The 21881-nt window shown below is 52.5% G+C and carries 18 protein-coding genes and 1 tRNA gene; 14 read left to right on the top strand and 5 right to left on the bottom strand.

The genetic code is table 11. From position 1 onward, the window contains the following. The first annotated feature begins 12 nt into the window (after positions 1-12). The 11 genes from H7698_RS13715 to H7698_RS31725 all read left to right on the top strand — a co-directional run bounded on the left by H7698_RS13715 (position 13) and on the right by H7698_RS31725 (position 13071). Positions 13-2238, top strand: coding sequence for an AsmA family protein (locus H7698_RS13715; RefSeq protein ID WP_194691705.1), 2226 nt, complete (start codon positions 13-15; stop codon positions 2236-2238). Beyond that, positions 2235-3302, top strand: a complete 1068-nt coding sequence (mutY, locus tag H7698_RS13720) for an A/G-specific adenine glycosylase (RefSeq protein ID WP_194691706.1) — start codon at positions 2235-2237, stop codon at positions 3300-3302. The genes H7698_RS13715 and mutY overlap by 4 nt, the downstream gene beginning before the upstream one ends. Further along, on the top strand, positions 3299-3571 hold the full coding sequence (locus H7698_RS13725; RefSeq protein WP_010464608.1) for an oxidative damage protection protein: 273 nt from the start codon (positions 3299-3301) through the stop codon (positions 3569-3571). The genes mutY and H7698_RS13725 overlap by 4 nt, the downstream gene beginning before the upstream one ends. A 103-nt stretch (positions 3572-3674) precedes the next feature. Next, positions 3675-3750 (top strand) — tRNA-Phe (locus tag H7698_RS13730). An 861-nt stretch (positions 3751-4611) separates the two neighbouring features. Then, entirely contained in the window at positions 4612-4875 is a 264-nt protein-coding gene (locus H7698_RS13735) for a hypothetical protein (protein WP_194691707.1), read from the top strand. Continuing rightward, positions 4872-5381 (top strand): hypothetical protein, encoded by a 510-nt coding sequence (locus H7698_RS13740; protein ID WP_194691708.1) that lies wholly within the window; start codon positions 4872-4874, stop codon positions 5379-5381. The genes H7698_RS13735 and H7698_RS13740 overlap by 4 nt, the downstream gene beginning before the upstream one ends. Then, positions 5378-5737: a hypothetical protein gene (locus tag H7698_RS13745; protein WP_194691709.1), complete on the top strand. Its 360-nt coding sequence runs from the start codon at positions 5378-5380 to the stop codon at positions 5735-5737. The genes H7698_RS13740 and H7698_RS13745 overlap by 4 nt, the downstream gene beginning before the upstream one ends. Positions 5738-5792: 55 nt before the next feature. Next, positions 5793-6602, top strand: a complete 810-nt coding sequence (locus H7698_RS13750; protein ID WP_194691710.1) for a hypothetical protein — start codon at positions 5793-5795, stop codon at positions 6600-6602. 1296 nt (positions 6603-7898) lie between these two features. After that, positions 7899-10286: an EcoAI/FtnUII family type I restriction enzme subunit R gene (hsdR, locus tag H7698_RS13755; RefSeq protein ID WP_194691711.1), complete on the top strand. Its 2388-nt coding sequence runs from the start codon at positions 7899-7901 to the stop codon at positions 10284-10286. Positions 10287-10312: 26 nt separating this feature from the next. Then, positions 10313-11737, top strand: coding sequence for a class I SAM-dependent DNA methyltransferase (locus H7698_RS13760; protein WP_194691712.1), 1425 nt, complete (start codon positions 10313-10315; stop codon positions 11735-11737). Continuing rightward, positions 11737-13071, top strand: coding sequence for a restriction endonuclease subunit S (locus H7698_RS31725; RefSeq protein ID WP_194691713.1), 1335 nt, complete (start codon positions 11737-11739; stop codon positions 13069-13071). Before H7698_RS13760 ends, H7698_RS31725 begins: the two co-directional genes overlap by 1 nt. Before the next feature lie 503 nt (positions 13072-13574). Here H7698_RS31725 and H7698_RS13770 read toward each other — a convergent pair. The 3 genes from H7698_RS13770 to H7698_RS13780 all read right to left on the bottom strand — a co-directional run bounded on the left by H7698_RS13770 (position 13575) and on the right by H7698_RS13780 (position 15290). Further along, positions 13575-14393 (bottom strand): hypothetical protein, encoded by an 819-nt coding sequence (locus tag H7698_RS13770; protein ID WP_194691714.1) that lies wholly within the window; start codon positions 14391-14393, stop codon positions 13575-13577. Next, positions 14394-14588, bottom strand: coding sequence for a hypothetical protein (locus tag H7698_RS13775; RefSeq protein ID WP_194691715.1), 195 nt, complete (start codon positions 14586-14588; stop codon positions 14394-14396). Between the two features lie 345 nt (positions 14589-14933). Continuing rightward, positions 14934-15290: a hypothetical protein gene (locus H7698_RS13780; RefSeq protein WP_194691716.1), complete on the bottom strand. Its 357-nt coding sequence runs from the start codon at positions 15288-15290 to the stop codon at positions 14934-14936. A 498-nt stretch (positions 15291-15788) separates the two neighbouring features. Between H7698_RS13780 and H7698_RS13785 the strand changes: the two genes are divergently transcribed. From H7698_RS13785 to H7698_RS13795, 3 genes are all read left to right on the top strand, one after another. Next, positions 15789-16343: a hypothetical protein gene (locus H7698_RS13785; protein ID WP_194691717.1), complete on the top strand. Its 555-nt coding sequence runs from the start codon at positions 15789-15791 to the stop codon at positions 16341-16343. Beyond that, on the top strand, positions 16321-16689 hold the full coding sequence (locus H7698_RS13790; protein WP_194691718.1) for a hypothetical protein: 369 nt from the start codon (positions 16321-16323) through the stop codon (positions 16687-16689). Before H7698_RS13785 ends, H7698_RS13790 begins: the two co-directional genes overlap by 23 nt. 250 nt (positions 16690-16939) lie before the next feature. Beyond that, positions 16940-18094 carry a tyrosine-type recombinase/integrase gene (locus H7698_RS13795; protein WP_194691719.1) on the top strand — a complete coding sequence of 385 codons (1155 nt, stop codon included), beginning with the start codon at positions 16940-16942 and terminating at the stop codon, positions 18092-18094. 221 nt (positions 18095-18315) lie between these two features. On the opposite strand, the gene H7698_RS13800 is transcribed toward H7698_RS13795, so the two are convergent. Beyond that, a complete protein-coding gene (locus H7698_RS13800; RefSeq protein WP_194691720.1) occupies positions 18316-20517 on the bottom strand; it encodes a DUF927 domain-containing protein in 2202 nt (733 codons plus the stop codon). Next, entirely contained in the window at positions 20517-21620 is a 1104-nt protein-coding gene (locus H7698_RS13805; protein ID WP_194691721.1) for a tyrosine-type recombinase/integrase, read from the bottom strand. The genes H7698_RS13800 and H7698_RS13805 overlap by 1 nt, the downstream gene beginning before the upstream one ends. Positions 21621-21881 lie beyond the last annotated feature (261 nt).

The raw sequence follows: 21881 nt of genomic DNA on the forward strand, positions 1-21881 counted from the left end.
AAGGACTCGCCCATGAAAGCGTTCGGCAAAATCCTGGGTCTGGTACTTCTCGGGCTGTTGCTGATCATTGTGGCCTTGGGTTTTGCCCTGACCCACCTCTTTGATCCCAACGACTATAAAGAAGAGATTCGCCAGATTGCCCGCGACAAGGCTCATATCGAGCTGACGCTCAATGGCGATATCGGCTGGAGCCTGTTCCCCTGGCTAGGCCTGGAACTGCACGAAGCCAGTGTTGCGACCCTGGCCAAACCCACCGAACCGTTCGCTGACCTGCAGATGCTCGGCCTGTCCGTTCGCGTGTTGCCGCTGCTGCGCCGCGAAGTGCAGATGAGCGACGTGCGCGTCGAAGGCTTGAATTTGCGCTTGAACCGCGACAAGGACGGCCACGGCAACTGGGAAGATATCGGCAAGGTGCCGGTAGCGGCCAATTCGACTACTGCACCCGTCACCCCGGGCGAACCGGCGCCAGACACCACAGTCCAGGTCGAGAAACCGGCCCAGCCGATCCGCCTGGATATCGACAGCCTGACCGTCAATAACGCCCGCGTTGAATACAACGACGAAAAAACCGGCAAGCAATTCAGCGCGGAAAGCATTCAGCTGAGCACCGGCGCCGTGCACGACTCGACCAATATCCCGGTCAAACTGACGGCGTTCCTGGGCACCAACCAGCCGGTCTTGCGTGTGCGCACCGAGCTCAACGGCGAGCTGCGCTTCGAACGCGCGCTGCAACGCTACAAATTCGAAGACATGAAACTCTCCGGCGAAGTGGCGGGTGATCCGCTGCAAGGCAAGACGATGACTTTCGCCGCCCAGGGTCAGCTTCTGCTGGATAAAGCTGCGAACGTCGCCGAATGGACCGGCATCAAGATCTCTGCCAACCAACTGCGTGCGCTGGGCGAACTCAAGGTCAACGACCTCGACAAGACGCCGCAAATCAACGGCGCCCTGTCGATCGCCCAGTTTGACCTGGCGAAATTCATCGACAGCATTGGCCAAACCCTTCCAGCCATGGCTGAAGGCAGTCTGAGCAAAGTCGAACTGGTCACCCGCCTTGCCGGTACGCCGAGTAGCGTTTCGTTCGACAACATCAATCTGAAAATCGATGACAGCAGCTTCAACGGTCGCATCGCGGTCGAGGATTTCGCCAAGCAGTCGCTGCGTGCCGTGCTGAAGGCTGACACCTTCAACGTCGACCGATACCTGAAGCCGAAATCGGCTGAAGCCAACAGCGCGACTCAAGTGCGTCAGGCCGAGGTGGCCAGCACCGAAGCCAATGCCATGGCGGGCGCGGGCAGCACTCCGCTGCCAGATGCGCCGACCAAAACCGCATGGAGCTCCGATCGCCTGCTGCCGGTCGAGCGCCTGAGCAAACTCGACGTCGACGCCGACCTGACCTTCGGCCAGCTGACACTCGACAAACTGCCCATCCAGAATGCCGCGCTCAAGGCCACTGGCCAAGGCGGCCTGCTGACCCTGGAAAACCTTCGAGGCGACCTGTACGACGGCAGCTTCGAGGCCAAAGGTACCCTCGACGTGCGCCAACAGGTGCCGGCGCTGAACATGCAGACGCAGCTCAACAAAGTCCCGGTTGAGAAAATCCTCGAAAGCCTGGGCAAGAATCCACCGGTCAAAGGTCTGGTCACACTCAACAGCAACCTGACAGGCAGCGGCAATAGCCAGAAAGCGCTGATCGACAGCCTCAACGGCAACGCCAGTTTCGTGATCAACAACGGCGTGCTGCTCAACGCCAACCTCGAACAGCAACTGTGCAAGGGCATTGCCACCCTCAACCGCAAAACCCTCAGCGGCGAACCACGAGGCAAGGACACGCCATTCCAGGAACTCAAGGGCAACCTGACCTTCCGTAACGGCGTGGCCAGCAACCCTGACCTGAAAGTGCGCATCCCGGGCATGACCATCAACGGTGACGGCGACGTCGACCTGCGAGTGCTGGGGATGGATTATCGCGTCGGCATCATCGTCGAAGGCGACAAGAGTGACATGCCGGACCCGGCTTGCCAGGTCGGCGAGAAGTTTGTCGGCATCGAGTGGCCACTGCGCTGCCGCGGCCCGCTGGAACTCGGCGCCAAAGCCTGCCGCCTGGACAATGAGCGCATGGGCCAGGTCGCGAGCAAGCTGGCGGGCGACAAACTCAGCGAAAAAATCGACGAGAAGCTGGGTGACAAGGTCAGTCCTGAATTGAAAAACGCACTGAAGGGTTTGTTCAAGCGATGAGATCCGAGCAATTTTCATCGGCAGTACTGGACTGGTACGACCGCCACGGCCGCCACGATTTGCCTTGGCAACAGGGCATCACCCCGTATCGGGTGTGGGTCTCGGAGATCATGCTGCAGCAGACCCAGGTCAGCACCGTGCTGAACTACTTCGATAGCTTCATGGCGTCGCTGCCAACGGTCGAAGTCTTGGCCTCTGCGCCGGAAGACGAAGTGCTGCACTTGTGGACAGGCCTTGGTTACTACACCCGCGCGCGCAATTTGCAGAAGACCGCAAAGATCGTCGTGGCGGAGTACGGCGGCGAGTTTCCGCGCGACGTTGAGAAACTGGTGGAGCTGCCAGGTATCGGATTATCCACAGCCGGGGCCATTGCCAGCCTGAGCATGGGCCTGCGGGCGCCGATCCTTGATGGCAACGTCAAACGGGTCCTGGCGCGTTTTACCGCGCAAGAGGGTTATCCAGGCGAGCCGAAGGTCGCCAAACAGCTGTGGGCGAACGCTGAGCGCTTCACACCGCATGATCGGGTCAACGCCTACACCCAGGCGATGATGGATCTGGGTGCCACGTTATGCACTCGCAGCAAACCGAGCTGCCTTCTGTGCCCGCTGGAAAAAAGCTGTGAAGCGCACATGCTTGGCCTGGAAACCCGCTACCCGATCCCCAAACCGCGTAAAGCCGTGCCCCAGAAGCGTACGCTGATGCCGATGCTCGCCAACGGCGAAGGCGCGATCCTGCTTTACCGTCGCCCTTCCACGGGCTTGTGGGGCGGACTCTGGAGCCTGCCGGAACTCGACGACCTCGACGACCTGCAACATCTGGCGGCCCAGCACTCGCTGGAACTGGGCACTCAGCAAGCCTTGCCAAGCCTTGTTCACACCTTCAGCCACTTTCAGTTGTCCATCGAACCCTGGTTAGTTCAGGTCCAGGAGGCCGGCCATCACGTGGCCGAGGCCGACTGGCTCTGGTATAACCTCGCCACCCCGCCGCGCCTGGGCCTTGCCGCCCCGGTCAAAACCTTGCTCGAACGCGCGGCCGCCGTATTGAACGCAGGAGAGTCGTCATGACCCGCACCATCATGTGCCGCAAGTACAAAGAAGAATTGCCCGCCCTGGAGCGCGCTCCGTTCCCGGGCGCTAAAGGCCAGGACATTTTTGACCACGTCTCGGCGAAGGCCTGGGCGGACTGGCAGAAACACCAGACCCTGCTGATCAACGAAAAACGCCTGAACATGATGAACGCCGAAGACCGCAAATATCTTCAGGGCGAGATGGACAAGTACTTCTCCGGCGAGGAATACGCCAAGGCTGACGGCTACGTTCCGCCGGCTGAATAATCCCGTTTTCTCGGGGGTCGGTACGTAAGCGACGGTAATAATTAAATATTTTTTGAAAACTTGCTTGACGACCCCCTGAAAAACCAGTTTAATGCGCCCCGTTGCCCAGATAGCTCAGTCGGTAGAGCAGGGGATTGAAAATCCCCGTGTCGGCGGTTCGATTCCGTCTCTGGGCACCAAATACCGAGAAACCCCAAGGAACAATGTGTCCTTGGGGTTTTTTATTGCCTGCGATTTAATGGCCTCTGGACCATTTCTGGACCAAGGCGCTTCGGCAGTGTGATTGAAAGGCGTCCAACGGACTTTCGGTACCGGACCAAAAACTGAATAGTTTTAATCTGATTTAAATTGTCAGGCTGAGAGCCTCACTCAGACAAGCTGAGACGTCGGCAATACAGTCCGCCCCAGCGCAGCCCTTCCGCTCCCCCTGGCACGCCACAGGGCCTCTGAGCACTTTTTACCACCTGCCACTCAAAACACTTACAAGTCACGCGGTATGCGCGGTGGGAGGAGGCTCCAGTGCACGTAAAAAACCGAGAACCAAGGCTAGCAAGCGGCTCTCCATCTAAAATGAAAAGCCCAATAGCGCTGACTCTCCTTTTTAGCTCAAGCCTATAGCCCCCCTCAAACAACAAAACCCCCCTGCCTCGAATACTTCATTTTTGTTGATGCCTCGAGGCAAACGGTGTCGCCAATAAGGCGTTCCAGCTTGATGTCGAACTGCGCCCCGACCCGGTCAATCATGATCTTGGTGCTCGCGACGTCGGCCGTGCGATGAGCCGGTGTGGGCTCCACATCCTTTATTGCGCTTAGGTGAAAGGAGGAGGAGAAAAATCTCCAACGGTCTGTGCGAACTCAAAAGCAGCTGCGCTCCGCCCTCCTCCTTTCAAGTCCTACCATACAAGCAGCTTCAGCAGCGCACTGCGCCCCCTTTCCAAGGTTAAAATCAGCACCCCTCAAAAAAAGCCAAAATATGGCTTTTAATTCATCTTTTAAATGGCTATATTGTCAGTCATCAACACAACACGAGTGATGACGACATGCACACCGCGCATCTGCAAAATCGAATGAGGCAACGTGGCATTTCAGAAGCCATGATCGGGGCGATTCTCACCCTTGGTGACTGGAATGCCCGGGGAGACAGACTTGTACTCCCGGAGCGCGCCATTGCCCCCTTGCTCCAACAGAAACGTGAAGAACTGAAAATGCTCGAGCAGCTGGCACGGCGTGGTGGTGCATCGCTTGTCATCGAGGGCGAGACCCTGATCACCGTCTACTCCAATACTAAGAGAACACATTCATGAGTCCTGAAAACGCCAGAAGCTTTTCGGTAAGCAAAGGGTCGATCCTCGATGGTGATTACTGCCTTGAGATACACCCCGACGCCTTTGCCGATACAGCCACCCCCGAGTCGCTTCAACGGGTAAAAAGCGAGCGCAAATACAATGTGCGTATCAAGCAACACGACCTGTATCTGCTCGATGCCCTGACAGAGCAAGAAGGCGTCTCACGCTCAATGCTGATTAATAAGCTCCTGCATGACGTGTTGCTCGATGAGTTGATGAGCATTCCTGATCGAGACGCGCGGGCGCTGCTGGCCAAAACCGCCGATGAGCGCGCTGCTTACGATGCGTTGTCCCGACCTTGGGTATTCGATGCCATCGGTTCTGAATGCCAGCACCTGTTGAAGAACATCCTGGCGTTCAACGTGCCGTATGAAATGATGCCGGATCCCAGCGCGCCTGAAGATGCCTACAACAGCGAAACATTCATTGGAATCAAAAAAAAGCTGGCAGGGGTGAAAAAATGAGCATCGGTATTCTTTCGACCGTCATCCAGACTATTGGCGAAGCCCAGATAGAAGCACGGGCAGAACAACACACCATGGTCAATGTACGCCCCGGCGAAAAAGTCTCAGCTATGCTGGATCTAGTGGCTGAACTGTCCGGAAAAAGTGCCACTGGGCTTGTCGCCGAAGTCCTCTCATCGCGTCTGCAGGCCTATGTGGCCTCCACCTTCGAGTATGCCGATTCGATCATGGATGCCGCTGAACAGGCACTCAAGCAGGATTGCATGTTCCAACCTGGGTGCGCGTTGGATCTGTTGGCAAAGGCGAACGTGATCACTGTACAAACCGGGCTGCAGAACAAGCGTCCTGCGCTTTAAATACACCACTGGCCATAGGCATAGCGCAATGAATTGGCAGATTCAAGGAGGGGACGTGGAAGTCAAAGGAGCACAGGTTTACCTGACCAACAGCAGCATGGGTGCATTGAAACATCTCTATTTCGAATCGATCGACCAAGTGGATGAGCACGTCAGAAAGGCGGTCTATAAAGAAGACCTGGCCTGGATACTTTCAACGATAGAGTTGAAGTCGTTGTATGCCGAGTTGCTGGTGGCGTCCGGGATTGAACAATTCAGGATCTCGGGCACCAAGGCAAAACGAAATGATGGCAGGCATCTGTTCAGAAGTAATGGGCCGCTGAAATATCACTTCGACAGCTCCTGCGACTACCTGAAGTCGGACTATTTGAATTTCACCATTCCGCCGGAAATCGAAGCCAAAGGCCCCGACGAGATCGAAAAATTCCGAGTGTTTGCAGAGGTAAACAAACACCTGCTGCAGGGTGATCAGGAAAAATTCCTGAACTCATTAGAAGCCCAGTTCTTGCTCAAGAACAGACCGCAAAGGATTGAGTACATTAATTCCGGCCAGAGCGAATTCAGTCTGCTTACTCTGGCGGCCATGGAACAGGCACTGGAAGCACACCTTCGCGAGGCCAAGGCATTTCAGGCGGCGCACCCTGAACTCAAAAAACGGACCTTTGCGCCAAGGCGCGTGGTTGATAGCACCCAGGCTAGTGACCTGGACAGGGAATGGCATAATGCCTACAAACGGGTATTGAAATCCATGTTAAGCCAGTATTACCGGAAAAGTCATGATCGATCTCAACAGGAGAGCTTTCTGAAATCGTTGGGCTTCGAAGCTTGCAAGGTGTGCTTGAAAGCCACCACCAGGCGCCTGTAGACGTCGAGATGAACGCGATCGAAGATATGGCTCTCGCCTCAGAGCTGTTCTGACGCCGAATGCCAAACACTCGTACGGATACTACACATTGGCTCTGGAAAGCTCTGGAGGAGTGTTCAGGCTGCTTTCGAGCTATCCCGAGTCATCGATGCCCACTATGTGAATACCTATGTAGCCCCGGGCGGGAGGTGTATCTCCGCTTGCGCCCCAATTGTTTTCATTGCTGGACGAGAGCATGTAGCCGTTCCTGGGTCATACCTCGGGTTTCATGGCTGCTTTAACGCACAAACCAGGAGTATCGAGACTCTATGCAAGGAAGCGATTGCTGAACACGCCATAGCCCATGGAATTGCATACGGTGCAGTGATGGCTTTTATCGAGAAAATCCCATCCGACGAAGTTATCTGGATTAGCAGCCTCGAAGCTGATTGCAGGGGGAATTAACCGGTATGACATCAGTCCGGAACCTGTGAACTACTTGCAGTGCGTCAGGAAGGGGGTCCGTCGATGAACAAGCACGCCGCATTCGATTGGCGGGCTTCGCCCGCCTACTGGGCGCCGGTCAACTCCGACGTTAGTCGTCACAGGCACGCGCCAGCGTGCCGTTCACTAGTCGTCCCCAAATGTGTGTTTCTACGTCATGGATGAAAAACTGATAGCCGCCATCATTGGGTTTTTTCTGGCGCCCTGGGAACACTCATCGCTGCCGAGGTTTGAGTTGAGTGCCTCAATCGAGATAAAAAGCTCCGGCCAAACAGACAAATCGTAAGCAAACCTACACGAAGTCGATCCCCTATCAGAGCGAGGTAAAGCGGATGCCGGTTGTGTGGGTGATGGAGGCAACGTGAATCAGGTGTCGGAATTGGCTTGGTATTACCTTACGTTTCCTGCATTGACACTGCCAACGCAACCGGAATTCCTATATAAAGCCGCTATGCTGGCAATTTCCGATTGACCGTCAACCCCCCCTGGATTGACACAAATCGACGCTAATCAAGAACTGTTTTCAGGCATAGCTGAGAAGATCGGTTCCACCACCGCGAAAAGATTGACAGCCTGGTCCAAGATGCGATTACAACCGGCATACCATGATCTGACCGATGGCTGATGAAGGACGCTCAACACCTAACTGGGGAACATCTGAAAAAGTCAATTCTCGAAACCCATCCCAGCAACCATACAAGTTGTAGGAGGGTGACTTCGTGAACGCAGGGCTTTTTAAGAGCTCACTTAACATGGTTATTGTGCCTATACGCCCACCCCGGCCCGAATAAACCCAAGGACCCCGACCATCCGATGACCCACAAAAAGGACTTATCAGAGCGTGACATCTGCACCAAGTTCATTACACCAGCGCTGGAACAGGCTGGCTGGGACATGCAGAAGCAGGTTCGTGAAGAAGTGAGCTTTACCGATGGCCGCATCTATGTGAAGGGCAACCTGACAACCCGTGGCAAGCGCAAGCGGGCGGATTACGTTCTTTACTATAAGCCGAACATTCCGGTCGCCATCATCGAGGCCAAAGACAACAGGCAAACGGTGATGGCAGGCATTCAGCAGGGGCTGGATTACGCCACCATTCTTGATATTCCCACGGTTTACAGCAGTAACGGCGATGGTTTCTACGAGCATGACCGCACCGCCGCCAGCGGCAGCGTTGAGCGTGAAATTTCGTTGAATGAATTTCCCACCCCGGAACAACTCTGGGAGCGCTATAAGCGCTATAAAGGCATCGCCACACCAGAGGCTGAGCGTATCAGCGCACAGGATTACTTCTTTGACGGCACAAGCCGGAGCCCGCGTTACTACCAGCAAATCGCCATCAACCGCACAGTGGAGGCCGTCGCCAATGGCCAGCAGCGTGCCTTGCTGACCATGGCCACCGGCACCGGCAAAACCTACACAGCCTTCCAGATCATTCACCGCCTGTGGAAAGCTGGCGCAAAAAAACGCATCCTGTTTCTGGCGGACCGCAACGCCTTGATTGACCAAACCCGCCGTGGCGACTTCCGGCATTTCAAAGACAAAATGACGGTCATCAAAAACAAGAAAATCGATAAATCCTACGAAATCTATCTGGCGCTATATCAAGGGCTCACCAATTACAATGAGGACAAGGATGCTTTCCGAGAATTCAGCCCCGATTTCTTTGATCTGATCGTCATCGACGAGTGCCACCGTGGCAGCGCCTCGGATGACAGCGCCTGGCGCGAAATCCTCGATTATTTCAAAACCGCCACCCACATTGGCTTGACAGCAACGCCCAAGGAAACCGAAACCGTTTCCAGCACTGAATACTTTGGCGATCCAATTTATACCTATTCACTCAAGCAAGGCATACAGGATGGCTTTCTGGCCCCCTACAAGGTACTACGCGTTGGCCTCAATGTAGATCTTGAAGGCTGGCGGCCTGAGGCGGGCAAAACAGATAAAAGCGGCCATTTGGTGGATGACCGCATATACAACCGCAAGGATTTCGACAAAAACCTTGTGATCGACGAACGCACGGATGCAGTGGCCCACAAGATCAGTGAGTATCTGAAAAAAACTAACCGCTTCGACAAAGCCATCGTGTTCTGCGTGGATATTGACCACGCTCAGCGCATGCGCTCCGCCCTGGCCAATGCCAACAGCGACCTGATGGCGCAGAACCCCAAGTACATAATGCAGATCACCGGTGATAATGACGAAGGCAAGCGCGAACTGGATAACTTCATCAATCCCGAAGAGCGCTACCCGGTGATTGCCACCACATCCAAATTGATGACTACCGGCGTCGATGCGCAAACCTGCAAGTTGATCGTGCTCGATAGCAATATCGGCTCCATGACCGAGTTCAAGCAGATCATCGGGCGCGGCACCCGCATCAACGAAGAGTTCGGCAAAACCTTTTTTACCATTCTCGATTTCCGTAATGTCACCGACTTGTTTGCCGACCCGGACTTCGACGGTGATCCGGTGCGCGTCAAAGAGCTGGGCGAGGATGACGAATTTGAAACCCCGGAAGACGAATTGGCCGAAGGCGATACCATCACCGATGACGAAGGCAAGGAGATCATCTTTGAACCGCCAACCGAACCACCAGAAATCATCGACGGCGGCGACATCATCAGCGAACCTCGACGCAAACTCTATGTTAACGGCGTTAATGTCTCCATTCTCAACGAGCGTATTCAGTACATGGATGGCAACGGTAAGTTAATTACCGGCAGTCTGAGAGACTACACCCGTCAAAAGGTTCGTGAGCAATACCAGTCACTGAATGATTTTCTTAGCAAATGGCACAGTGCAGACAAAAAGCAGGCCATCGTCGACGAGCTCACCGAGCAGGGAATCGTGCTGGAAAACCTCAAAGATGCCATCGGCAAGGAAATGGACATCTTCGACATGATCTGCCACACAGCATTTGATCAGCCGCCATTCACCCGTGCCGAACGCGCCAAGCAGGTCAGAAAGCGTGATGTATTCAGCAAATACGGCGAGCAGGCGCGCAAGGTGCTCGACGCCCTGCTTGATAAATATGCCGATGAAGGCATAGAAAATATTGAGGACATCAAGGTGCTAAAGGTCAACCCATTCGACCGGTTCGGCACCCCAACCGAAATCATCAATCTGTTTGGCGGCAAACAGAATTACTTACAGGCATTAACTCAGCTAGAACAAGCCCTTTATCAAGCGGCTTGAATCGCTAACACGAGAGCAGTGAATCAATGGCAAATGTATCAGGCATAGTAAAATCTGCCCGTAAAATCATGCGGCAAGATACCGGCACCGGCAGCGACGAGCTGCGTATCCTGCAACTGGGCTGGATGTTGTTTCTGAAAATCTTCAGCGATAAAGACAAAGAGCTTGAGCTGATGGACGATAACTACATATCACCCATTCCCGCCGACTTGCACTGGGACCAATGGGCAGGGGATGACGAAGGCATGACCGGCGACGAGTTGTTGCAGTTTGTCGACCGCAAACTCTTCCCTACCCTGTCGGAGATTGACCTATCCAACGCCAAGCGCCGCGCGGTGCTGGTGCATGAAGTCTTCGCCAACAACTACAACTACATGAAATCCGGCATTCACCTACGCCAAGTCATCAACAAGCTAAACGAAATCGACTTCAACAACAGCAAAGATCTGCACCTATTCGGCCAAATTTACGAGACTTTTTTGAGCGAGCTTCAAAGCGCCGGTACTTTGGGCGAGTTCTACACCCCCCGAGCCATCACCCAGTTTATGACCGAGATGGTAAACCCCGTGCACGGCGAAACCATACTCGACCCTGCATGCGGCACCGGCGGCTTTTTAACCGCCGTGATCGAGCACCTAAAGACCACCGCCAGCAATGTAGCTGAGAGCGAAGCCATTGGTCACAACGTGCGTGGCTGGGAGTACAAACCGCTACCCTATATCCTGGCCAATACCAACCTGATTCTGCATGACATTGTTACGCCCAATATTCAGTTTGGCGACTCCCTGCAAAGGCCTTTGAGCGAGTACACCCGGAAGGACCGGGTGGAGGTGATTATCGCCAACCCGCCTTTTGGTGGTGTGGTTTCCAACAATAACGAAAACAACTTCCCGCAGACTTACCGCACCAAGGAATCGGCGGATTTGTTTTTGATCCTGATGATTCACCTGCTCAACAACGGAGGCCGTGCCGCTATTGTGCTTCCCGATGGCTCCCTTACCGGCGACGGCGTGAAGCAGCGCATTCGCCAGAAGCTGCTGGAAGACTGCAATCTGCACACAATCGTGCGCCTGCCCAACTCTGTGTTTCAGCCCTACGCCTCTGTGGCCACCAACCTACTGTTTTTCACCAAGGGCGAGCCAACAAAAAGCATTTGGTTTTACGAACACAAGCTGCCAGAAGGCTACAAGGCTTACTCCAAAACCAAGCCGATCCAACTGGCCGAGTTCGACGCTCTGAAAGCCTGGTGGATCAACCGGGAAGCAAACGAGCAGGCCTGGCAGGTCGATATCGACACCATCAAGGCAGACGGCTACAACCTCGACATAAATAACCCACACCGCGCCGAGGAAGAAAAGCAGTACAGCAGCACTGAATTGCTCGACCTCCTGCATCAATCCTTTGCCAATGGGGATCAATTGCTGGATCAACTGCGTAGGGAGCTCGTGTAGTGAAGTTTGTAAAGCTCAAAGCCCTGTGCGAGTTTGAAAAAGGTTCGACAGGATTGGCCAAGGCGGAACCAGGCGATTACTCTCTGGTAACTACCGGCGCGGAACGAAAAACCTGCAACACCTATCAGTTTGATACCAAGGCCGTCTGTATTCCTCTTGTATCTTCAACGGGTCACGGTCATGCGAGCCTAAAGAATGTGCATTATCAAGAAGGAAAATTCGCACTGGGCTCCATTTTGGTAGCACTGACCAGCAAAGATGAAAACAAGTTGGATATTCAGTTCCTTCATTTGTATTTGTCGCAATTGAAAGATCGTGTTCTGGTACCACTGATGAGTGGTGCTGCTAATGTGGCGTTATCTGTAAAAAAAATTCAGGATATTGAAATTCCTCTGCCATCTATCGGAAGGCAGCGTGAAATTGTTGTGAAATTTAAGTCGATAGTTATTGAAGATGGCGAGCTAAAATCTGAACTCACCCATCAACAAGCCCTGTTGAAAAAACTGCGCCAACAGATTTTGCAGGAAGCCATTGAAGGAAAGCTCACGGTTGACTGGCGTGCGCAAAACCCTGATGTGGAACCAGCTAGCGAACTGCTCCAACGCATCGGCGCTGAACAGGCGGAACGGGTCAAAGAGAGGAAAAGCAACGCACAGAAACCGCTGCCCCCGATTGATGGCGAGGAAAAACCGTTTGAGCTGCCCCATGGGTGGGCGTGGTGTCGGCTGGGGGATTTAATCAGCATTAGCTCTGGAGATGGTTTGATATCTTCACAAATGAATGGTGGTGACATTCCCGTATTTGGTGGAAATGGCATCAATGGGTATCACGACACATATAATACAAATGAAGCAACAGTTACTATTGGGAGAGTTGGAGCATATTGCGGTGCAGTCCACTTAACCCCAGAGCACTCCTGGATAACGGACAACTGCTTCAGAGTTTACTTTAGTAGAAAAAACATCGACACAAATTATATATTGCTACATTTAAAGCAAATGGACCTGGGAAAATCCTCATATAAAGGCGCCCAGCCTGTAATTAGTGGGAAAAGAGTTTATCCACTGTTAACCCAGCTACCCCCATATCGTGAGCAACAAGCCATAGTCACAAAAGTAGAAAAGTTCCTAAACCTTTGCGACCAACTGGAAACTCAAATCAGCCAGAACCAGACCTACGCCAAAAGTCTGATGCAAACAGTGTTAAAAGAGGCCTTCAGCCACCACAGCGAGTCCGAACCATCTATGGCTACCGCCATGCTTACCCGGGTCGCGCGGATGGATCGCAGTGCGGAGGCCATTCGCGCCAAGGACGTAACTAACATCACCGAGTAGAAGGTAGTGATCGGCCTCGGCTTGGTGCTGATCGGCGGCGAGTCATCCACGTCAAATATTGATCGTGGGCATTTCCCATACTGAGCGCTCGTGGCCTCTTTATTTGGCTGAGCAGCATCGGCCCCACGGGGAGCAACCTGATTCGCCCCTTTGGTCGTAGAAAGTTTCAAGCTTCAACTTCAAGGGTGGAGTCTACAGCTGGGGGTGATAGCCTTCGGGAAAGGGCGCTGGTAACAACGCCCTTTAATCTTGTGCCTATATCCATTTAGACCAGGATATCTGCGTAAGCTCGCGCACCTCCAGCTATCAAGGGTTCCTCATGCTCCCGCCACAGTTCGAGCAGCATCTCCTGGTGCTCGCTGTCACAATGCCAATACGGCTTTGTGTATGAGTGAAGCCCCATACTGTACAAATGCGCCGCTCAAGAAAATACCAACTTTTTGCCCAAACACACCGCAGTTTTGAAAAACCGAATGCTCTGGAGAGCTATACTTTGAGCAGGACTATCGGTTGCGCTCTGGTAGGCTGTCTTTTAGCTTGGATTTAGGTTTCTTGGCTTCCTGAACAGCCTTAAACGCCTCCCACACTTCTTCTTTCCAAAGCATGGCGGATGCAATATTTTCCTGGGAGAGCATTATCGCCCCCTCACCGGAATTCGCATAATCAGTGGTCATCTCAACCTGCATCGTGTCCTTGTCACGGTACCCGCTCAAAAAAGGGATGAGAAGGAAATGCTGATCTACACCTTGAGCCTCTGTGGCCTTTCCTATATCGATCACGCTGCCCACATAGACTTTCCTGTCCTCCATCGTGAACAGGTACTTTCTTTTCGGATGGAGCATCGATGTCAGCAGCAGATCAAGGCAAGGATTGCCGGCTACAAAAACTGAAAGTAATTGAGTATCCAATTCTGCACGCGTCTTGAGGTTGTATGCGTACTTCAAGCGCCATACTTCATAGTTAGTCCAAAGCTTAGGCACTATGAGGCACAAGATTGCTGCTTGAACAAGGAAGGCACCAATATCAGCATTCTTTACAGTCGCCATTTCATGATTGATCAACCACCGCTCAATCAGAGAAAGGTAATCCAGGGTAATGGGATAAAACCCTGAGCAGCCGGGCACGGTAAATGAGACGTAACTGAGCAGCCCCAGAACGGCACTGAATGCGGCAGCAATCAGAAAGCAGCGAATGCCCTCACGAGCAACCAGCAGATATAACAACTGGCCTTCGTACTTGTGGAAACTTAGAGCAATGCGGGGATGGTTGAGGCAGATCCAATAACCGCTCACCAGGAACGGCAAAAGAAGAAGAATTCCCATTCAAGCACTCAGTAGGCGGCGCGCTTCTTTGCGCTCCTTGATGAATTCGGCAGTCACCACTTCTGAGGCGTCGATCGACACACGACCTTCGACCACGTTCAGACTTTTGAGCTTTCTGATAGATTCTGAGATCTCTCGGTCTTTCTGGCTCATGCCTTCACCCGGAGCACCGAAGAAGAAGTTCAGAATTTTCATGGCTGTAGCCTCTCTCGGTTGTTTCAATATGCGCTCAATGAAACGATGGCATATGTATACCATAGCCGAGTGCGATAGACAATTTGAGCCGCGCCCTTGCGGGCGCGCGTACATCATGCCGTAGCCACCGGACGCTGGCATGTCTGGCCTCTTTGCGACGATTCTCATGCTGATGTGCGACACCTTCGACGTCAACCTTGCGAATGATCAGATCGAGGGCAGGCACCAATGCAGTGCTCTGCCCGGCTGCCTCATTCGCAATCCTGTAACGCAGAAGACAGGCATCATGATCCGTCGAAACGACATGGGCTCGATGCATCACGGTTTAATTGTCGCAAACAAAACTCAGACTTCAGTGTATTGCTCGTAACAGAAGGCAAGCCGCTTCTTCCCTTTTGCCCGTCGAAACAGTTGATTACTTGACGCATGGTCTCTTGACTCGTATTGGCGCATCGCCAACCGGCACAATGCAGGCATCCTCTTGGCCAGCGATCGCCCTAGTTGTCGCAGTCTTGCAGAGCGGTCCGTGGCAGCCTCCGCCGGTAACGAAAAGCCGTAGAAGCTTTCGAACACTGCTATTTCCTTAGCCTCTGGGAAAGCGTTAGCCACACACTGAGTAATAGTCCGCTCTTGTGATATCAGATTCACCTCTTCTCGTGCCAAGGAATCAACCAACTCGTAAAAAAGAACTTCAACATCCATAGAAACCTCCAAAATTTCAGGGCCTAGAAATTAAGCCCCTATATATATATTTTGCTTTTTCGATTCATTCGAATCACCCATAAAGTTTCAGGGCATAAGCACTTCACACCTAATAAGCCTTATAGATCCTTGCCTTCACCGCATTAACAGAAGAATCAAGCAGATATTATCTTAATGAACTCAATACGAATTGGGTCCTAACAAGGAGATAATCATGTGCATTTGCAAAAAAAACTGGATATCCAGCACTATTGACGTATGCCGAACAATTCCCGACGCGCGAGTTCAAGCCGCTGTGAGCACTTACGACCTACTTTGTAGATTTTGCGATTGAAAGTAGCCATTGCAGAAGTTCTTGCAGTCTTGGCTAACGACTTCACCCAAAGCGCTACCCCTTCACCCAAGACCTTTGTGTCTCTGATTTTAGAACCCTCCTATTTACCTCACTGGATTAACAAAGACCACTAAGAAGTGGCCTTTCTCGCTTGGAGAATTAATATGAGTAAACGCGAATCCGTTGTGCCGGTCCTACTGGATCTGCTAGTCGTAAAAGAAGGCTTGGCGCCGAAGCTCAGTTCAAATGCCGAAGGAAAAATCACCTACCAACTAGCACTATCCAACGACAAAAAACAGATCTTCATCGCTTTGGTCGATAGTGGAAGCCAGGGCTACTTCAGTCGCGAGTGGATTAACACTGATTCTATTCTCGTAATCTTGGAAGGTCTGGGTCAACGAGCAGAAGCATTCCCCAGCAAGGTACTACAGCCCGTCTTTGTGGGACGCTCTAGCAATAACGCCCCGTTCCTTGCCGCCGCTTTGCTGGCTGAAAAATTACTGGGGCGAGATGGGAAGCATGAAACCAAACTACGGGTAACTGACGATGGTGCTACATGGAGAAAAGGTGTTCTTACGCTTAAAGGTAAGTCTATTCGTGTTCGGCTCGATGGAAAGCCAATCGTGTCTACCACCCAGGTGAGTAGTCCAGCATCTGAGCCAAGCAACGAGCAACGGCAAATCGAGGAGGCAGACCATGCTGCTGATTCGCCAGAGTGAAGCTACCGTTCAAATCCAGGACAGAGGCATACGCCAGTGGGTAGAGGACCAGTATCAGGTGCTGCGGGAGTATGGCTCTCAGTGGCTACCTGATGAGCTCGGATGGTTTGCAGTCTGGGGCGAAGGAGACGACCCCTACGACAAAGGGCTTTTCCTCGGCGTCAGAAACCTTTTACAAAGTCCCTATGATCCAAATATTTCATTTGAGATCGTCGAAGATCACGGTCACTTCTATGAGGTCGTGATCCTGCTTTCCGACCTGCTCTCGGTGGCCGTGCTCATTCCAAAAGGCTTAACCCTTCAACCGGAAATGAACAGGATACTCGCGCAGTGGATTTCACCTTGATTTAGCGCTGCTATTTCCCATCCGTATATCAACGGATGACCGTCGCAGGCAACAACAGCTTCCGCTGCTGTTGGCATTTCCGGCATTGACACCGAAAGCACCGGAAATGAACCGGAGCGACGGACGTAATCAACAGTCTCAAGTTCACCAATCCATCAACCCAACAACCATGACCGCTGATGGCTACCCTGGCTCAGCTTTCTGAGCTGACTCAGGGATAGTCCAAACTCGTGTCGCTAAAAGGTGCCCTATGAGCAAGCTCATCCGCTTTTCCAAGCGTGTGATTGATGCACTGCCACCGCAACCCGCAACTGCCAAAGCGAGAGAGTGCGAATATTCAGATACAGAAGTCTCGGGCCTCAAACTCCTGATCAATCGACAGGGTCGAAAGTTCTTCTATCTGCGCTACCGACATGCTGGGCGTCAGCGAAGCATGAAGCTCGGAAATTATGGTGAGTTAGACGTTAGCGAAGCCCGTTTACTCGCTCTGAAGCACCGGGCCCAGCTTTCGAGTGGAATTGATCCGCAAGAAATCGTAACCGAGTCAGGCATGACGTTTCGCCGCTTCATTGATGACCACTACCTGCCGCACGCGTATGCAAGCAAACGCAGTGCAAACAGCGATGATTCAAAATTCAAAACTCACCTATTTGATATGTTTGGCATACGACTTTTAGCCTCTATCACCAGACAAGAGATCCAGCGCTACCATGACGAATTAATCAGCAGGCGGGCTCCTGCAACTGCTAACCGACATCTCGCCCTTCTGAAGCGGTGTTTCAACCTCGCCATCTTATGGGGCTACATGGATAGCAACCCGGCGACCGGCATTCGTATGCACACGGAGAACAACCAATCCCAGCGCTTCTTAAGCATTGATGAAGCTAAGCGACTATGGAAGGTGCTGAGCACTGAGCAAAACCAAATAGCAGCAACCGCTATCAAATTAATGCTACTAACCGGGGTCCGTCGCGAAGAAGCGTTACAAGCGCGCTGGGAGGATATTGATCACGAAAGACTACTTTGGAGTCTGCCTATGACTAAAAGTGGTCGCCAGCGCTTCGTCATGCTCAGCGAAACGGCGCTATCATTACTAAGCGAACTACCAAATAAAGGAGGCGCTAGTTATCTCTTCCCTGGGAGTAAGCCAGGCAAGCCGCTGAATAACGCTCGAAAATGCTTCCAGCGAGCACTAAAAGCGGCTGGCCTTGCTCATCTTCGGATCCATGATTTACGTCACACGTTTGCCTCGTTGGCAATCAATAACGGTGCAACCCTGTATGAGGTGCAGCATTTGTTAGGGCATGCAAGTAATACGACGACCCAACGATACGCTCACTTGGCATCTGATAACCTGAGAAAGGCGTCGGCACGGGTTGGCGCGCTTGTTGTACCAACTGACTGAACTGCATCATCCAACACTTCGCCAGCGACATACCTCTTTTTAAAGAAGCGCACTAACCAACTAATGAAAAATTAAAGTAGTGTGACAACAGAGTAAAATAATTGGCTAGCACGTGTTGCGACAACTTAAAAACCCAGCCACCGGTGGGTTTTTTTTGGCCCATCTGTACGGTCCAGCTCGACCGTCAGAGTAGCTCCCATGACCTGTGCACTTTTGGCGTTTCAGTCGTCATCCGACGCCACCTCTACGAAGCGCTCCAAATCCTCTGACCATTCAATGCCATGATCTTTCACCCACTCCGTCCGCAGGTGATAGTGAGGGGTTTTCCCAACTGTATTGCGACCCGCGTCGGCCCGAACAAGCAACCCATCATCTTTAAATCGCTTGCCGATAACTTCCACTTCCTCCGCCCCCGCAAAGACCTTCTGAAGGAACTCTTTGGTGATCATGAGCGTGGGCATATCACCACTGTCTTCATGATGACGGTAGAGCGGTAAGCCAAACCTCGGCGCACTTTCAGGTATCCGTTTCTGCTCAATTAAGGCCGCAGACAAACGTTCCAGGTAATGCCAACGTGTATTGATCCAGCGTTCAGCACAGGCGGCCACACCATTGAACAAAGTAATCTCGTCGACAAAATCCTCGCTAAACACCTTGTTTCTCAGGGCAATCCTGCCCGCCAACACCGCTAAAGCAAACCGAGTTAAAACTCGGACCGGTCCATCATTGCTCACGTAGCCTGGGCAAGCATCGACAAGCTGTTGCCTTATTTCGTCAAGTTCCGCTTTCCAGTTTTGACCGTCCATCTCAGACAAAATGGCTTTGATGTAGGCTGGAGCCACAGTACCGTACTGATGCGGGATCGCCGCAGAGACGGCTTTTTTTACCCCTTCAGACAGAAAGGCGTGCTCTTCAGCGACTTGACCGTTAAAGCCTATCCTCCCACTGCCGATATTGATGTCCACCCCCCGATCCAACACGCCCTGTTGCGCGTTACGGCTCAACAGCAAGCCAATCGGAACTTCGCCTGTGGTCATAGAGAACAAGGCCTTCGGCGGCGACTCTTGGACATCTCCGTTACTGCTTAGTCGAGTACGGCTGTTGCCATTACCGGTCACATAAATGAACTTGTCTAGTGCACCGTAATTGTTACTGCCGATTTCATCGATCAGCATGGGGCCTAACGAGGTTGCCTGTCCCTTGGCTTGAAGCGCGAGTTCGGTAGAGGCGAAGGTCTCAATGATTGATCGCCCATTGCGACCGGCACTGCCATGCCCAGGCGCGGTCGTGTTTCCGAACAGACTGGCCACCGTCGATAGCAGTAATGTTTTGCCACGGCCCGCACCTCCGAAGAAGTTGAACGTGCAAGAAGAAACGCCAGGTACCAGATCGAGCATGGTTGCCGCTAAGCCAATCTGTAGCGCGCCAGTAAGAATATGGCTCTTACTTACCGGGACGAGGACCTCTTGATTCCAGCGCTCAAGCGTGCCCGATTGCGCAAGCCTCGGTGCGGCGATATCAACGTAAAATTGCTGCGCGTCGGCACCTGGGGCGAGTAACAATTCCTGACTGCAAACGCAGCCCTCGATGTTGGAATCAATACTTCGAATCCATCCTTCACTTCTTATCCAAATCTGGCTGTCAATTGTATCAAAGGCATGTCGGAGCAGCTCTTTTACCAACTCCCCTAAGCCTTTACGATCGACCACACAGGGCACCATTGAAACCACCCACTCCGTGAGTTTGTTGGTGTCCTGCATGGTGCCATTGGCAATGACTTGCGATGTCACCCGCCACTTCATTCCCGTACGGCTCAGAATATTAATGCGGGTCGATATGTGCCCGGTCTGCGGATCCTGCAGGATCTTATCAATCCAGAGAGCCGGTGCAACTTCTTCAACATTATCTTTCTTGCGGCGGCGTACCTTATCCAGTGAAAACTCAAAGTTTCCAAGGGTACTGAATCCATACATCTCTTCAATCAAGCCTATCTCACGCGCTGCAATCACGTCCAAAAAATCGAACGGATGCGACTTGGGCATCTCTCCATTTGCAGGAATCAACCACTGGCCATGCGCCGCTGGTTGCTGGTCGACACCCACGTCTAGATGTAACCTGATACCGGCCAAGGACTTCTGTAAAAAAACCTGCAATTTATCGTCTTGGATATAGTTTTTGGACAGCGGCACGAACAGCTCTTTACTCGTTTGAAAAACCAGAAAGTGCTTCAACAAAATTTGCCGGATATTGCTGTACTCTGAATGAATGTTCGCTATCGAGAAGATCACCGTCTTCTCATCAAACTGTAAACTCTTGACACCCGACAGGGAGTCCCTGTCTCCGTCGACTGCCGTCGCACCAGCCCGTACTGCTGCATCGATAACATCCGGTGATAAAATATGGCTTGAGTAAAATCGTTTCATTACGCCCCCTCCATCCAGAAGCCAAGGGTACTGGACAGACGACAGCTGGCTCTTAGTAAGTCCTCGGAGGCGAGCGCGGAGTACCGCTCAGTCATCCTGATTGATGAGTGGCCTAGCAACCCTTGTACCGTGTAGAGCGGGATCCCCTCTTTCACACATACCGACGCAAATATATGACGCAGGTCATGAAAGCGTAACGACAGCGGAAGCCCCACCGCCTGGCACGCTTGCTTCCAGGGTCGAACTGGCCTTGTCATGTGCGAATTGCCACGTGACGACGGAAACAGCCAACCCCATGAGCAGTCGGCCGTCATCTCGACCCGCCGAGCCAGGAGCGTCAGACAGTCATCACTGATGGGGACATGCCTAGCTTTTCCGCTTTTGGTCAGCCTGAGGGTGATTTGCCGAGTCGAAAAGTTAACATCACTCCACTGCAACGGCAGCACCTCGCCTATTCGCATGCCAGTATGCAGTAGCAATTCGACAAGACACGCGGTACTTGGATCGTTTTTTTCTAACCAGCGCACCGCGTCACGCAGACGGCCGACGAACTCATCAGTGACCTCATACAGCTTTACCGGCACCTCTCTGCGCAACTTGATGCTGCGACTCGGGTCCTTGTCGCTAAATCCCTGCGCAATGGAGAATCGGAAAATTGACCGTAACATGGCCAAGTATCGATTCCGGGTCGCATCACTCAACGATGAGTTCAAGGCAGCCATGACAGCTTGCACGTCCGTTACGTTAATGGCTCTGATACTTTTGCTGCCCAGTATGGGTTCAACCAATTTTTCAAAGCGCTTGCGTTCCCGGCTTATCGAGCGCTTGCCGCTGTACTCGCCAGACCTCGCATACGCCTCAAATACCTGAGCCAGCGTCAACGAACATGGACTGTATTCGGCGCTCAGTACCTCAGCAGCTTTTCGTCGTGCCTGCTTGAGGGTCAAGTCGCTGGAAGTTCCCAACTTAATACGCCGGCGACTTTTCGTCGCTTCACGAACATAATACGTCGAGTTCCCTGTCGCAGGGTATCTGATGACAATCAGGCCCTCCACAACGGAATCTCTGACTTCGACTTGCTTTAAAGGCTTTGAAGCAGACATTTTAATTCCTTATATAATTTCGAGTTTGTTGTTGCCATACTTACATATGTAAGCAAGCGCTTTATGCGCTGACATTCCAAGACCTAAATAAAGCGCCAAGCGCACTATCTAGCGCTGCCAGCGCCACACAACTATGATATATAGAACCTTGCTGAGGCTATATCAAAGTCTCCAACCTTAAATTATTAAAGAGCGGTAGCCTTACTGAATTTAGGATGCAGATTGCCCGGACCTGTTGGCCCACAACCTGTATCAGCTAAG

Source organism: Pseudomonas sp. p50(2008) (assembly GCF_015351605.1).
GTDB lineage: Bacteria > Pseudomonadota > Gammaproteobacteria > Pseudomonadales > Pseudomonadaceae > Aquipseudomonas.

What these genes read in the sequence shown, in the direction of transcription:
- H7698_RS13715 (WP_194691705.1), top strand. Translation starts at nt 13, where the DNA reads ATGAAAGCGTTCGGCAAAATCCTGGGTCTGGTACTTCTCGGGCTGTTG.
- mutY (WP_194691706.1), top strand. Translation starts at nt 2,235, where the DNA reads ATGAGATCCGAGCAATTTTCATCGGCAGTACTGGACTGGTACGACCGC.
- H7698_RS13725 (WP_010464608.1), top strand. Translation starts at nt 3,299, where the DNA reads ATGACCCGCACCATCATGTGCCGCAAGTACAAAGAAGAATTGCCCGCC.
- H7698_RS13735 (WP_194691707.1), top strand. Translation starts at nt 4,612, where the DNA reads ATGCACACCGCGCATCTGCAAAATCGAATGAGGCAACGTGGCATTTCA.
- H7698_RS13740 (WP_194691708.1), top strand. Translation starts at nt 4,872, where the DNA reads ATGAGTCCTGAAAACGCCAGAAGCTTTTCGGTAAGCAAAGGGTCGATC.
- H7698_RS13745 (WP_194691709.1), top strand. Translation starts at nt 5,378, where the DNA reads ATGAGCATCGGTATTCTTTCGACCGTCATCCAGACTATTGGCGAAGCC.
- hsdR (WP_194691711.1), top strand. Translation starts at nt 7,899, where the DNA reads ATGACCCACAAAAAGGACTTATCAGAGCGTGACATCTGCACCAAGTTC.
- H7698_RS13760 (WP_194691712.1), top strand. Translation starts at nt 10,313, where the DNA reads ATGGCAAATGTATCAGGCATAGTAAAATCTGCCCGTAAAATCATGCGG.
- H7698_RS13770 (WP_194691714.1), bottom strand. Translation starts at nt 14,393, where the DNA reads ATGGGAATTCTTCTTCTTTTGCCGTTCCTGGTGAGCGGTTATTGGATC.
- H7698_RS13775 (WP_194691715.1), bottom strand. Translation starts at nt 14,588, where the DNA reads ATGAAAATTCTGAACTTCTTCTTCGGTGCTCCGGGTGAAGGCATGAGC.
- H7698_RS13780 (WP_194691716.1), bottom strand. Translation starts at nt 15,290, where the DNA reads ATGGATGTTGAAGTTCTTTTTTACGAGTTGGTTGATTCCTTGGCACGA.
- H7698_RS13785 (WP_194691717.1), top strand. Translation starts at nt 15,789, where the DNA reads ATGAGTAAACGCGAATCCGTTGTGCCGGTCCTACTGGATCTGCTAGTC.
- H7698_RS13790 (WP_194691718.1), top strand. Translation starts at nt 16,321, where the DNA reads ATGCTGCTGATTCGCCAGAGTGAAGCTACCGTTCAAATCCAGGACAGA.
- H7698_RS13795 (WP_194691719.1), top strand. Translation starts at nt 16,940, where the DNA reads ATGAGCAAGCTCATCCGCTTTTCCAAGCGTGTGATTGATGCACTGCCA.
- H7698_RS13800 (WP_194691720.1), bottom strand. Translation starts at nt 20,517, where the DNA reads ATGAAACGATTTTACTCAAGCCATATTTTATCACCGGATGTTATCGAT.
- H7698_RS13805 (WP_194691721.1), bottom strand. Translation starts at nt 21,620, where the DNA reads ATGTCTGCTTCAAAGCCTTTAAAGCAAGTCGAAGTCAGAGATTCCGTT.